The 13,302-nt window shown below is 33.8% G+C and carries 13 protein-coding genes; 7 read left to right on the forward strand and 6 right to left on the reverse strand.

Features of this window, described 5'->3' with window-relative positions:
- Positions 1 to 107 precede the first annotated feature (107 nt).
- Together ACW8TM_RS00120 and ACW8TM_RS00125 are read left to right on the forward strand one after the other, a co-directional pair.
- On the forward strand, positions 108 to 1,061 hold the full coding sequence (locus tag ACW8TM_RS00120) for a hypothetical protein (protein ID WP_491531237.1): 954 nt from the start codon (positions 108 to 110) through the stop codon (positions 1,059 to 1,061).
- A 181-nt stretch (positions 1,062 to 1,242) separates the two neighbouring features.
- Positions 1,243 to 2,538 (forward strand): ABC transporter substrate-binding protein, encoded by a 1,296-nt coding sequence (locus ACW8TM_RS00125; RefSeq protein ID WP_491531238.1) that lies wholly within the window; start codon positions 1,243 to 1,245, stop codon positions 2,536 to 2,538.
- Between the two features lies 1 nt (position 2,539).
- On the opposite strand, the gene ACW8TM_RS00130 is transcribed toward ACW8TM_RS00125, so the two are convergent.
- Positions 2,540 to 3,607 (reverse strand): branched-chain amino acid ABC transporter permease, encoded by a 1,068-nt coding sequence (locus ACW8TM_RS00130; RefSeq protein WP_491531239.1) that lies wholly within the window; start codon positions 3,605 to 3,607, stop codon positions 2,540 to 2,542.
- The gene (locus tag ACW8TM_RS00135; RefSeq protein WP_491531240.1) at positions 3,591 to 4,565 is read right to left on the reverse strand and encodes a branched-chain amino acid ABC transporter permease; all 975 of its coding nucleotides are present in this window, start codon (positions 4,563 to 4,565) and stop codon (positions 3,591 to 3,593) included. The genes ACW8TM_RS00130 and ACW8TM_RS00135 overlap by 17 nt, the downstream gene beginning before the upstream one ends.
- 137 nt (positions 4,566 to 4,702) lie before the next feature.
- On the opposite strand from ACW8TM_RS00135, the gene ACW8TM_RS00140 reads away from it, so the two are divergent.
- From ACW8TM_RS00140 to ACW8TM_RS00150, 3 genes are all read left to right on the forward strand, one after another.
- Positions 4,703 to 4,903, forward strand: a complete 201-nt coding sequence (locus ACW8TM_RS00140; protein ID WP_491531241.1) for a hypothetical protein — start codon at positions 4,703 to 4,705, stop codon at positions 4,901 to 4,903.
- A gap of 181 nt (positions 4,904 to 5,084) precedes the next feature.
- Positions 5,085 to 5,252, forward strand: a complete 168-nt coding sequence (locus ACW8TM_RS00145) for a hypothetical protein (protein WP_491531242.1) — start codon at positions 5,085 to 5,087, stop codon at positions 5,250 to 5,252.
- 352 nt (positions 5,253 to 5,604) lie between these two features.
- A complete protein-coding gene (locus ACW8TM_RS00150) occupies positions 5,605 to 6,120 on the forward strand; it encodes a TIGR00725 family protein (protein WP_491531243.1) in 516 nt (171 codons plus the stop codon).
- Here ACW8TM_RS00150 and ACW8TM_RS00155 read toward each other — a convergent pair.
- The 3 genes from ACW8TM_RS00155 to ACW8TM_RS00165 all read right to left on the reverse strand — a co-directional run bounded on the left by ACW8TM_RS00155 (position 6,115) and on the right by ACW8TM_RS00165 (position 9,075).
- Positions 6,115 to 7,476 (reverse strand): TldD/PmbA family protein, encoded by a 1,362-nt coding sequence (locus ACW8TM_RS00155; RefSeq protein WP_491531244.1) that lies wholly within the window; start codon positions 7,474 to 7,476, stop codon positions 6,115 to 6,117. The two genes, ACW8TM_RS00150 and ACW8TM_RS00155, sit on opposite strands and share 6 nt — an antisense overlap.
- 16 nt (positions 7,477 to 7,492) lie before the next feature.
- Complete coding sequence (locus tag ACW8TM_RS00160; RefSeq protein WP_491531245.1) at positions 7,493 to 8,863, reverse strand: TldD/PmbA family protein; 1,371 nt, start codon at positions 8,861 to 8,863, stop codon at positions 7,493 to 7,495.
- An 80-nt stretch (positions 8,864 to 8,943) separates the two neighbouring features.
- Positions 8,944 to 9,075: a hypothetical protein gene (locus ACW8TM_RS00165; RefSeq protein ID WP_491531246.1), complete on the reverse strand. Its 132-nt coding sequence runs from the start codon at positions 9,073 to 9,075 to the stop codon at positions 8,944 to 8,946.
- A gap of 157 nt (positions 9,076 to 9,232) precedes the next feature.
- On the opposite strand from ACW8TM_RS00165, the gene coaBC reads away from it, so the two are divergent.
- Positions 9,233 to 10,492 (forward strand): bifunctional phosphopantothenoylcysteine decarboxylase/phosphopantothenate--cysteine ligase CoaBC, encoded by a 1,260-nt coding sequence (coaBC, locus tag ACW8TM_RS00170; protein ID WP_491531247.1) that lies wholly within the window; start codon positions 9,233 to 9,235, stop codon positions 10,490 to 10,492.
- On the opposite strand, the gene glyA is transcribed toward coaBC, so the two are convergent.
- Positions 10,493 to 11,809: a serine hydroxymethyltransferase gene (gene glyA / locus ACW8TM_RS00175; protein ID WP_491531248.1), complete on the reverse strand. Its 1,317-nt coding sequence runs from the start codon at positions 11,807 to 11,809 to the stop codon at positions 10,493 to 10,495.
- A gap of 170 nt (positions 11,810 to 11,979) precedes the next feature.
- On the opposite strand from glyA, the gene ACW8TM_RS00180 reads away from it, so the two are divergent.
- Entirely contained in the window at positions 11,980 to 13,185 is a 1,206-nt protein-coding gene (locus tag ACW8TM_RS00180) for an aminotransferase-like domain-containing protein (protein ID WP_491531249.1), read from the forward strand.
- Positions 13,186 to 13,302 lie beyond the last annotated feature (117 nt).

A 13,302-nucleotide genomic window follows, 5' to 3' on the forward strand; every position in this document is an offset into this window, starting at 1 on the left:
AGACAAGAACAATCCCCCATAAAAGTAGGGAGAATGAAATACTTGACTCTTCTAGTCACGAAAGATTTAGATTTAACTTTCAAGCAAGTTATCATGAATGTGGAAAAATGAGTGAAAAAATAGATTTCTGGGGTAAAGAAAGCCTAGTGGAATTAACTGAAAATGAAATCAGATTATATATTGGCATTGGAGAAGTTCAACCATTTCTAGGACGACTTGCAGCTCCATCACTACTAGAACAATATCAAGCCATGTACGCTTCAAGTCTCAGTGAACTTAGAAAACCCACCAAAATAATTCCATTAAAACAGTTAAAAAGAGTTGAATTAATCAGTAATACCATTAAAATATACTGGGAAGAAATCAATGAAGATGACTTGTATAAAACTAAGACAATCACAATAGAACTACATGAAAAAGAAGCAGAAAGATTATATAATGCATTAATTGAAATTCTACGCGGCAGAAGCTTCAACGAAATTAAAGAAAAATATAAAGTTAAAGTGGAATATGACAAAATAAAGATCTATGACCCAGAAATAGCAGTAGTGTTCTGGGACAACTATAAAATATTCACCTTAATGGATCCAGAACTCTTTAAGGAATACTATAGTGAGAAAAGAAGAGAAGATACAGCTTTAGCCAGATTAAAAAGACTTCCAACACCCTTCAGATCCGCACAAATAATAAGCTATTATAGAGAAGACCTTCACTATGAAGACCTTCTCAAAGTTGACTATCCAAGAAAAGTTAGAGGAGGAAAAATTGAAGTTAAAGTTTACTTAAGAGAAGAAGTAAAGAAAATAAAGTTTAGAGAAAAATCCAATGCTATAAAGTTTTATGAAACCATTAAAAAACGCATACCTAAAAAACCAGTTAGAAAAACCGAACAGAGAAAAACAGGAAAGATCCTTGGATTAGGAGCATTAATTGCAATAATGGCTTATGCAGTGATAACTAACATATTTAATGTCGAATCAAGATTTGCCAGCCTAACATCGATTCTAATCGGAACAACCTTATCTCTAATGATAGAGTTAATCCTTAGAATACAGAAATAGGATGTTAATGATAAGATTAAATGCGACATAAAAGTTTATATTAAAAGAATTATTAGATAAGAGTAAAAGTTATCTTATAAGTATTTCTTTATAAATTTAAATTAATTAGAAATAATACAAGCCTTTCATTGACAAAATTTTATAACTTGCATTTACAAAATATTTAGTTGGTGATGACAAATTGAGTATTTTTGAAGGGAAAACGCTAGGTGTGATAGTAATCATAGCAATAATTTGTCTAGGTATAGGCTACGGCATCGGTTATACAACGGTACCTCCCAGAGAAGTAATAAAAGAAGTAGAAGTAATAAAGGAAGTCCCAAGACTAAGAGGGGAAATTTTAATTGGATATATCGCAGCTTCCCCAACATACGTAGAATATACTATGCCAGCGGTAAAAATAGCTGAAGAAGAGGTAAACAACTACTTAAAATCCATGGATTTAGACATCACAATTAAAGTATTATATGAACATGCAGAGGGCTCAGCAGTAAAAGCATTAGAAAAAGCTCAAAGCCTTTACGCAAGAGGAGTAAAGTTTCTAATAGGCCCCGGATGGAGCTCAATGTGTAAAGCAATTCTCGACTATGCCAATGAAAATAAAATACTTATAGTTAGTGAAGCTTCAACTGCACCCTATCTAGCAATTCCAGATGACTATCTATTTAGACTCCCTGCAACAGACGATACTCAATGCAAGGCCTTAGCAAACATGTTAAAAGAAATTGGAATTCAAGCAATAGTTGTAATTCAAAGGGCAGATGCATGGGGAGATGGAAACTATGAATACATCAAAAAACACTTTGAAGATCTAGGAGGAGTAGTATATGAAAGAATAAGATACAGCACTGAGAAAACAGAGTTTTCCGCTGAAGTTAAAGCACTAGCAGACGCTGTAAATGCAGCAGTGGAAGAATATGGAGTAGATAAAGTAGCAATAGGTATTTGGAGTTTCGAGGAAATAATAATGATACTAACAGAAGCATCTCAATATCCAGTACTATTTGAGGTTATATGGGTTGGATCAGATGGAATTGCCTTTAGAATGAAGGATGTCATAAAGGAGGCTGGAGATGTAGCTAGAAACTTAAAAGTTCTAGGAATGATGATTGGAGCCACAAGATCAGACAAATATGAAAGCTTCCGTGAAAAATATGTATCAATAACTGGAACAGAGCCAAGAGCCTATGACATCTTCGCATATGACGCATTATGGATTTTAACAAAGGCAATACTTGAAGTAGGAGAGTATAATCCAGAGAAAGTACAAAAGATAATCTCAAAAATAGCTGAAGACTACTTTGGGGCAGGTGGATGGTATAAGCTCGATGAAAATGGAGATAGATTTGGTGCAACCTTTGAAATATTCACTATTATTGAAAAAGAAGGACAATTAACCATTGAAAGAGCAGCAAGCTTCGATATGGCAACTATGAAGACTTCATGGATATTTAAACCTACATGGCTACCAAGCTAAACTATTTTTCACTCTTTTTTACAAATTTGTTGAAATATTTGACTCCTCTAATTTTAGTTGGCTTTTCAGGTAAAAGTCCTTGAGGTTTAAACATCATTAAAAGTATTAGTGTAATTGACATCATTATTTGCTCAAGCCAAATAGCCTCTACTCCAATAAAGGGTTTTATATCATGCTTATAAATTACTATAACTCTCCTAGCAATTGTGAAAATCAATACCCCTAGAAGTGTCCCAACATTATTACCCTTACCACCAAGCATAACCATCAGCCAAGGCCAAAAAGTCCAGTCAATTCTTGTAAATGCAGTTGCTAATACAGCTCTACTATAAAAGGCGTATAAAACTCCAGCTAATGATGCAATCATAGAGCCAGTAACCATAACAATAATCTTAACCCTCGTAGCATTTTTCCCTAAACTTTCTACAACAATTTCATTTTCTCTAACAGCTCTTATAAGTCTACCAAAAGGTGATGTAACCATCAATTGAACTAGTAGGAAGACTATTAATGAAATAGCTATAAAAATTAATGGTAAGCCTATAACTCTGAAGTTACCCATCCATGCAAATACATTGGGTACATGAACCCAAAATGTGCCACCAACTAATGGATAATAATTTTCTCCAATTATTCTAATACCTTCAGCCAATGCTATTAAAACCATCATTAAATAAATTGCCTCCAATCGAATAGCAGGATATGAAGCTATTAAACCAATAAATGCATTAATCAACATAGAGATTATAATTACTATGAAAAAAAGCATAAACCCTCCAATTGGATCATGCATTAAATGCTTATTGATCATAGCAGTAATTTTGCTATTATGCTCCATAAAGTCTAGATTTAATCCAACCCCATAATATATTCTAGCAATTCTTCCAGCTAAGGCGCCGGTAACATAAGCTCCACCTGCAACAGATAAAGCCAATCCAAAATTAGGGATACCAGTATAACCATATTCAAAGTTTAGGGCAATAGAAACTATGAAGTAAAGTACAAAGTAAACTGCAATATCAGTCAATATTGTTATAACTAAATTTAATAATTCAGGAGGAATCATCATTCTCCCCCTCCAAAGAAAATCGTGAAAGTGAAAATTTAATTTTTATTTTCTCCTCAAGCTGAATATATTCAATTAAACCCATAAGTCCTCGAGGAGCCTTTAAAAGTAAAATACTCATAACAATTAAAGGTATTAAAGGTCGATACGAAGAAATCCAAGTACCAAATAAATCCATCAGAAAAATTGTACCTAAAATTTCTGTTAAACCAATGATATATCCACCGATCACTGCACCATAAATACTTGACAAACCACCAAGAACACTTGAAGCAAACACACTGGTCATCAACTTTGAACCAGTTTCAGGAATACACTGAAACCACAATGGTAAAAGAGCTCCAGCTACACCTGCAAGTCCTCCAGTGATAGACCAAGACACAAGTGAAACTAACTCAACATTAACACCCACAATTGAAGCTAAACTTGGATTCTCAACAGTCGCCCTCATAGCTATTCCAAATTTAGTTTTAGTTAACAAGTAATGTATGAGAAGTATAGTAGAGCTAGCATATAAGATTGAAATAAGTAAAACTCCAGGCAAACCAAAAACAGATAGATCATATCTTCTTAACAAGAAAAATCTAGCATATGCACCTGTAATACCCCGGAGAAAATCTGCATAGATATTAATGAAGGCTAAAATCATAACTTCAATAGCAATGGTGACTATACTGAGGGAAATTAATGTGGCCCCATACATCTTTAATGTTTGGATAATAAACTTATAAATGAACATTGAAATTAAAGAACAAAAAATGAAAGCTAAAGGCATAGCAGTATATGGATTTAAATTAAATAGCTTAACAAGTGTAAAGGTCAAATAGAGACCGATAGATGAAAGCGATCCATAAGCAAAATTTGGAACCTTTGAAGTTAAATAAGTGAAAGTGAAACCCATACTTAGGATCATCAATAAGTTAGCATAAATAATAGCACTGATAAAATATGCTGGGACCATATTCTCATACCATAAACAATAACTGTACACATATTTTTAAGCTTAATGTTACTAGGTAAAATATAGCAGTATAGTATTATTGACAAAATAAAAATAATTATTTATCATATGCTATTAATTTTCTCAATAGATGTAAAATGTTTATAGAATATGTAGCCATTGTAAAAAATCTAAGAGGAGTTATCATATTCAACTTAGAGGAAAAAGGTGTAAGAGAAAAAATAAATTGGCTAGTTAAAAGATTCAAGTACAGAAACTTAGGAGTAACATCAAGATTATTAACAAAATATCACAAATTTTTAAATGAAAAATTAAAAGGAAACCATTTAGAAGGCTAGTGTATTCAATAGACACCTTAAAGAGAGCAGTATAAATTTTTCACAAGGTCTCCAATTGCCAGAAATACTAGGAGAGGCTATAGTTTTTCATCAATTTATATTGCACCACTACTGATGATTGGAGATACATACAAGGAACACATAGAAAAATGCTGTTGAAAATATTAAAACATGCAAAGAAATGGACATAAAGTCATGGAAACTACATTTAAGAATTGCAGATTACTCAATTTTAGACATGTATGAAGAAAATGTTAATGAGGCGCTAGAATTTATTGAAAGAATAAAGAAAAATAAAATTGATAAAGATTATGTGAACATATTAGTTAAAAAAGAATTTCAAGAGTAAAAGAAGATTCGAAACGTTTTTTGGCGTATTAAATGTAACAAGGGAAAACCCTTTTCTATTTTATATTAATCCATTAGTGAAGATAATTCTAAAGGTAATTAAAAAATGAAATTGATGTTAATAAATTAATGGAAAAACATGCTCCATGTTTCACAATAATTCCAGTAATATATATTTAAACAGCATAACACTTAAAATCCATCAAATATCAATACCTTCTAATGATAATAGATTAGTTTGATATCAAAAATAAATTTCACATGAACAAATATATAAGAACACTATTATGGCAAATTAGATTTAACTAGTTTGTTGCAATTATATTAATTGTGTTAAATTTTAGGTGATATGCATGGTTAAATATGTAACGGTAATTGGTAGTAGTGGAGGGATTAACGAGGAGATTTACAGAGTAGCTGAAAAAATAGGTGAATTATTAGCTAAAAATAATTTTATAGTAGTTACTGGCGGTAGAAGTGGAGTTATGGAGGCAGTATGTAGGGGGGCTAAGAGAGCTGGTGGTTTAACAGTTGGAATTTTGCCTGGATTTACAAGAGAAGATGCTAATCAATACGTTGACATAGCTATTCCAACGGGATTAGGATATGCGAGAAATGCCATAAATGTGCTTGCAGGAGATGTGATTATAGCTATTTCCGGTGGGCCTGGAACACTGTCAGAAATAGGATTAGCACTAGCCTATAATAAACCATTAATAATCCTAAGAGGTAGTGGAGGAGTATCAGAGTTAATTAGTAAAAAAGAAATTGAAGGATATAATATTGTAATTGCAAATACACCTGAAGAAGTATTAGAAAAAATATTGGAAATAAAAAGGAGCCATGTAAATTTTAAAGAAGCATTATAGAACTACTTGTACATCAGCTATTGCAACTTTAGGCAATATGAAATTATTTACTTGTCTTGGCTTATCGTCTACTAGAGCTATTTTATTCATTAATTCATAAATATTTCCAGCTAGCATTACTCCTTTGACCGCATATTTAACTTCACCATCCAGTATTCTCCAGCATGGAACGGCTGCAACTGAGAATTCACCTGTTTCCGGATTAGATTGATGTGCTCCTTGAACATCTCGAACATAATAACCATTCTTAATTTCGCTTATTATGTCGCTTTCGACTATATTCTTGGCTTCTAGAATTACGTTGCTTAATTCAACATATGGTAATGTAGCATAGGGTGGAAGTAACAATCCAGCCCCACCTCTCCAAGCATTACCAGTACTTTCAACACCAGCTATCTTTGCCCAATAATTGTCATAAATGAATCCTTCAAGTATACCGTCAACAATGATAGGAGTATTCTGTCTTGGAGAGCCTTCTAGATCACATTTACCGCTGAATAGGCCGCCTGGAAGGGTACCATTATCATAAAATGAAATATTTTGTGATGCAACTTGCATCCCAATTTTGCCTTGATATGGGCTTCTCCCTCTCTCTACCATATCACCTTTAATGGCTTGACCAAAGGTATATGTTAATATTGAAGACAATGCTATTGGATCAAAAACAACAGTGAATTTACCTTCTTCGGCCTTTCCAATTTCTGTCGCTTTAACTGCGAGTTCAGCTGCCTTTTTACCAATATTCTCAGGATCTACTTCATATATTCTTGAAGCTAAAAATTCATAGCATATTGGTGAAACAATATTTCCCCTTCTAGCTATAGTTGCTAGGTAACATTGAATTAATGTTGCTCTATCTTCAACTTCAACTCCCTGACTATTAGCAATTGCATAATAAATTATATTGAAGGAAGTCCCACCAAAGGCTGGAATTACATTCCGATTATATTCAACCGCCGCAATTATAGCTTCCTGTGAAAATTCAACTGTTTTTTCAGCTGGAAGAGAGACAATTTTCTCATCATAGTCTTTAGTAATTGAAGGATAACTTTTGGGCTCAGGTAAACTTGACCATTTTTCATCCTTTAAATTTGCCCTTGCAACTTTAACAGCTTCTTTAACTACCTTCAAAATACTTTCTTCATTTATTGTATTTGTATATGCAAATCCTATTTGACCATTAATTATAGCTCTAACTCCAATACCACTATCAATGATATTATTGCAACCCTTAATTTGTCCTCTTTCAATTTCAGCGCTAACAGATCTAGAGAATATTAATGTTGCTTCAATTTCAGTAACATTCAGTTTTAATCCTTCATTAACAGCCCTAATACAGAAGTCTAAATATGACATATTATTTCAACCTCCATTATCCAATTAATATTCGCTTAACTCTTATTGGTGGTCCCCCTGAACTCTGAAATATATATTGCCCCTTTCCACATCTCCCCATCTCAAGACCGAAATCTTTACCGATAGCATCAACCTCCTTTAATGTTTCAAGGGTGTTTCCACTAATTCCAATATTTCTTACTGGTGACCCTAATTCACCCTTGACAATTTCGAAGGCACTTTGAATTCCAACTGTGAATGTTCCATCTAGATTTGCCTGTCCACCTCTAAAGGATTCAAGGTAATATCCAAACTTTATATCCTCTAATAATTCATCGAAGCTGTAATCTCCAGCTTCGAAGTAAGTGTTTCTCATTCGAATTAATGGAGGATTTCTAAAGTCCTGTGCTCTAGCATTACCTGTTGGTTGAGCATTCATTTTAGCTGCAGTTTCACGATTATGCATCAATCCAACTAAGATACCATTCTCAATCAAGGTTGTCTCTTGACCTTTAACACCTTCATCGTCATAGACTAGATAGCCAAAACCATCTTCAATTAAGGCACTATCCTTAATAGTTACAATATCACTGGCAATTTTCTCTCCCATTTTATCTAAAATAGCACTTCCAGCTAGAGTTAAGTCAGCCTCACATATGTGGCCTAATGCCTCATGAGCTAGAACTCCAACTACGTTAGTTCCAATAACAGCTGGAAATTGACCTCGCCTAGGTGTTTTAGCATCAAATTGAAGTACAACTTTTCTTGAAACTCTTTCAGCAATCATTTCAGGAGGATTAGTTTCAAATAATTCATATCCATGTGCACCAATCTCATCTCTAGCACTTGCAAGAACACCATTACTTTTACCTGTAACCCAGCAATAATTCCATACAAACATTTTCAATTGCTCAATATACGTCCCTTCACTTGTAACAAATATCTGGTTAGTAGCAATGTCAGCATATCTAATAGTGACACTTTTAATTCTATTGTCAAATGAAAAGCAGCTTCTACTTATTTCTAATAGATTCTTCACCTTCAAATCAACATCAATATTTCGAGGATCAATCTTAAAGGGGATGCCAACTTTATCCTCGAAAATCTCCACTGGTGCAAGCTTAATTGGTTCCCTAACATTTAGACTAGCAGCTCTAGCCATTTTAAATGCAGAAATAGCAGCCTTATTTAAAGCATCCTTAGATAAGTCACTAGTTGTACTAAAACCCCATGCACCGTTAACTAAAACTCTAATAGCAGCACCACTCTCTAATGCACGAGTAATAGCTTCAACACTAGCATCACGAATATTAATTAGAGTGTTCTGAACATTTTGAACTCTAACCTCAACATACTCTGCTCCTAATCCTTCAACATGACTTACTAGATTTTCCAATAAATCTCTCATAAGCAATCCTCATTACAAATAATAATGGTATAGGTTTAAAATAGTATTTGCAAAACTATTACAAACATAATACATTAAATTTAACCAAGCTTTTTTACATTCTTAGAGCCACAATATGGACATACTACTTCTTCAACTTCACTCTTCAAGCTAAAATATCCACCTCTCCCACTATAATTACAGTCCTTACAAACATACCGTATCCTTCCCATGAAAATCACCATTACTTAAAAAACCCTAGAAAATATTTAGTTTTCCCCAATAAGCGTGGGTATACTAGATATTCATTCAAAGGTGAATAATGCTAAAATTCAAATCCAGTAGAGAGTAATTTTATTAAGTATATAGGAGAAGTCGTATTGAAGAGAAATGAGGCATCCAAGTAAGGAGATTATTGGAACTTGGAGCAATCTACTAGAAGGTAGAAAGATCGTTTTATGCATATGTGGTAGTGTAGCAGCCATAAAATCCCCTGAAATCGCTAGAGGATTAATGAGACATGGGGCAGAAGTATATACAGTTATGAGTAAAGCTGCAACTGAACTCATCCACCCATATTTAATGGAATGGGCCACTGGAAACCCAGTTGTAACTAAGTTAACTGGTAAAATTGAACATGTAGAATTATGCGGAAAAACTGAGACTCATGTTGATCTAGTTTTAGTTGCACCAGCAACAGCTAACACTATAAGTAAGATTGCATGTGGAATTGATGATACACCAGTTACAACCTTCGTGTCAACAGCTTTAGGCACAGGAATCCCAGTTATAATAGTACCTGCAATGCATGAAACCATGTATACGAATCCATTTGTAAGTGAAAATATCGAGAAACTTAAGAGTAAAGGCATAATGTTTATTGGGCCAAGAATAGAGGAAGGGAAAGCTAAAATAGCAACAGTAGAACAAGTCATAAACGCTGTAATAAGATTCTTCACACCTAAAATTCTGAAAGGAAAACATGTATTGATAACTACTGGACCTACAAGGGAATATTTAGATGATGTTAAGTTTCTAACAACTCCAAGCAGTGGAAAAATGGGTGTTGCAATAGCTGAAGAATGTATTGCAAGTGGTGCTGAAGTAACCCTAGTTATGGGTCCATCAACTGTTGAACCACCCCTAGAAGCTAAAGTTATAAATGTAGTTACATGTGAGGAAATGTTAGAGGCAGTCGTGAATGAATTGAAAAATAATAAATACGACCTAATATTCCTTCCAGCAGCACCACTAGACTTTAAATTCGCTGAAAAAACTAGCGGTAAAATTTCAAGCGACCTCAAAGAATTGACAGTAAAGTTAATTGCAACACCTAAAATATCTGGCGAGATTAGAAAATATGCACCTAAAAGTGTAATTGTTGGATTTAAAGCAGAATATGGAGTATCAGTAGAGGAGATGATTGAAAGAGCATTTAGAAGACTATTACAAAACAATTTAGATTTGATCGTAGCTAATGACGTATCTAGAAGTGACATTGGATTTGGATCAGACTATAATGAAGTCTATATAATTGATAGAAATAAGAAAGTGACTCATATACCCTTAATGAGTAAACGTGAAGTAGCTAGAGAAATAATTAAAAAAGCATTAGAAATGAAAGGAAATAATAAAATAATTCATCATTGATTATCGAATCTTAATGTAGGCATATGCATCAGTTAGACTTTCAAAGCAATAATGAATCTTCTGATACTGCCTTCTAAACTCAACAACATCTCTTCCAACCTTCTCAGGAGATTCTTTATCAATGACTACTCGCTTCATAAACTCTGCAATTTCCTCCATTTCACTCTCTCTCATTCCAAGCCTAGTAACCTCAGAGGTGCCTAACCGTATACCTCCAGGATGTTTGTAATGTCTACCCATCTTAATATCCCATGGAAGTAGATTTCTATTTACAATAATATTCGCATCTTCAAGCATTTTCTCAATTTTAGCTCCATCACCATACTCCCATATATCAACTATAAGTGTATGAGATTCTGTAAAGCCTTTATGCTCACCTAAAACTTTAAATCCACGCTCATACAATGCTTGTCCAAGAGCTTTAGCATTACGAATAATTTGCTGAGCATATTCCCTACCAAACTCCATCATTTCAGCTAATGCCACTGCCACACCAGCAACATTATGTAGGTGATGATTGCTAACTAATCCAGGAAATGTTGCTCTCTTAATTTCTTCAGCATACTTTTCCCATGAAACTACCATTCCATGCTGTGGACCGGGAAGTGTTTTATGAGTACTCATGGAAACAACATCTGCACCCTCACGTAACGGGTCTTGGAAAACTTTTCCTGCAATTAAACCTGCAACATGTGCAGCATCATAAGCTACAGTTGCACCAATACTATGAAAATATTCACCTAACTCTTTAACTGGATGTGGAAATGGAAAGACACTTGCACCAAACATTACTAGACTAGGCTTATGACCCTTCTTCATTAATCTTTCAACTCTTCTAATCGTTCTATCAACATCAATATTCAATTCATGGTCGTCATAAGCTAAATACTGAACCTTCAAGCCTCTAACAGCTCCAGCTGTCCCACCAAGCTCCTTCTTACCCATAGAAATATGTCCACCCTTCGGTATTGGTAAAACATAGATGTAATCTCCTGGCTGAGTAAATGCTGTGTAAATAACAAGATTAGCTACAACACCTGAAATTGGCCTAACATCAACAAATTCAGCATCAAATAATTTTTTAGCCAACTCAATGGCAATTAACTCAACTTGGTCAATATACTTACAGCCAGCATAAACTCGCTCTCCAGGCCAACCCTCAGCATATCTATTGCCAAAATCACTAATTATAGCTTCACGCACAGCTGGACTAGGAATATTTTCACTAGCAATCAATGGAATAACACCCTTAAACCATTCATGATGCCTCTGTAGTAACTCAAACACTTTGTCATAGTAAACTCTAGCTTCACCCATAATGTCACCACAACAATGTTATTCACAATATAATATTATAGTTTTGCTAAAAACCTCTCAAATTAAATTCTAAGTATGGGTGGCTTGTAAAGTAATAAGTAACAAGTCTTATTAAGGAATAGTATTGACACTCTAGTGAAATTGGACAAACATGAATTGGAGGCAGCATATTGAATTATGAAGAAATATTTGCAGAAAGAACTAAACTAATGAAAGCATCAGAAATAAGAGAATTATTAAAATGGGTTGCTAAAGGTGATATCATAAGTTTCGGCGGAGGAATGCCAGACCCTAAACTCTTCCCTAAAGAGGAAATCGCAAAAATAACATTTCAAATAATCAATGAGCATGGCGAAAAAGCATTACAATATGGTCCAACCCAAGGAATTGAAATGCTTAGAAAGGAAATATTCAATTTCATGTATAAAGAGAAGATAAAAGTTAAGGGAATAGATAGTATTGTGATAACTAGTGGAAGTCAACAAGGATTAGATATACTTGGAAGAATACTAATAGATCAAGGTGATGTCATAATAGTGGAACTTCCAACCTATCTAGCAGCTATTAATGCATTTAAGATATATGAACCTAAAATTGTTGGAATTCCAATGGATGATAAAGGATTGAGAACAGACATTCTAGAAAAAAGAGTAAAGGAGTTAAAGAAGAATGGGGAAAAAATTAAATTCATATATACAATCCCAACATGCCAAAACCCAACAGGACTATCAATGAGCATGGATAGAAGAAAAAGTCTCCTTGAAATAGCCTCCAAATATGATCTAATAATTATTGAAGATGACCCTTACAGCTACTTTCTATATGAAAACATTAAGGTGACACCATTAGTAACACTAGATAATGAAGACAGAGTACTATACATGAGTACATTTAGCAAAATATTATCTCCAGGTCTGAGACTAGGATGGATTGCTGGAGATGAAAAAATAATTGAGAAAATTATAATTGCCAAACAATCCATGGACTTATGTACATCAACGCTAAATCAATACATAGTAGCAGAAGCATTAAGACAAGGCATCATAGAAAAACATATACCGAAAGTTAAGAAGGTGTATAGAAAGAAAAGAGACACAATGCTCAAAGCCTTAGAAGAAAACATGCCTAATGGTTGTAAATGGGCTAAACCTATAGGTGGAATGTTCATATTGGCATGGGTGCCAGAAAAGGTAGATACAAAGAAAATGCTATACAAATGTATTAAAAAATATAAAGTTGCATATGTACCAGGCCAACCCTTCTACGTGGATAGAAGTGGAAGAAATACAATGAGGTTAAACTTCACCTATCCAACAATAGAACAAATCAATACGGGAATAGAACGTATATCTAAGGCTATCAAAGAGGAACTCTAATTAAACTAAGATAACAATGAGAATTTATTCTTATAATTTTTTACTTAAAATAGAAATAATGAATACAAAATATTTAAGCGCTAAATTTAATTCCCACGATTTATTAATAGAAGACGG

The organism is Candidatus Culexmicrobium sp. (genome assembly GCF_058356305.1).

Bases quoted from the DNA above. Each gene is read 5' to 3' on its own strand.
- ACW8TM_RS00120 (WP_491531237.1), top strand. From the start codon at position 108: ATGAGTGAAAAAATAGATTTCTGGGGTAAAGAAAGCCTAGTGGAATTA.
- ACW8TM_RS00130 (WP_491531239.1), bottom strand. From the start codon at position 3,607: ATGATGATTCCTCCTGAATTATTAAATTTAGTTATAACAATATTGACT.
- ACW8TM_RS00135 (WP_491531240.1), bottom strand. From the start codon at position 4,565: ATGGTCCCAGCATATTTTATCAGTGCTATTATTTATGCTAACTTATTG.
- ACW8TM_RS00140 (WP_491531241.1), top strand. From the start codon at position 4,703: ATGTTTATAGAATATGTAGCCATTGTAAAAAATCTAAGAGGAGTTATC.
- ACW8TM_RS00145 (WP_491531242.1), top strand. From the start codon at position 5,085: ATGGACATAAAGTCATGGAAACTACATTTAAGAATTGCAGATTACTCA.
- ACW8TM_RS00150 (WP_491531243.1), top strand. From the start codon at position 5,605: ATGGTTAAATATGTAACGGTAATTGGTAGTAGTGGAGGGATTAACGAG.
- ACW8TM_RS00155 (WP_491531244.1), bottom strand. From the start codon at position 7,476: ATGTCATATTTAGACTTCTGTATTAGGGCTGTTAATGAAGGATTAAAA.
- ACW8TM_RS00160 (WP_491531245.1), bottom strand. From the start codon at position 8,863: ATGAGAGATTTATTGGAAAATCTAGTAAGTCATGTTGAAGGATTAGGA.
- ACW8TM_RS00165 (WP_491531246.1), bottom strand. From the start codon at position 9,075: ATGGGAAGGATACGGTATGTTTGTAAGGACTGTAATTATAGTGGGAGA.
- coaBC (WP_491531247.1), top strand. From the start codon at position 9,233: ATGAGGCATCCAAGTAAGGAGATTATTGGAACTTGGAGCAATCTACTA.
- glyA (WP_491531248.1), bottom strand. From the start codon at position 11,809: ATGGGTGAAGCTAGAGTTTACTATGACAAAGTGTTTGAGTTACTACAG.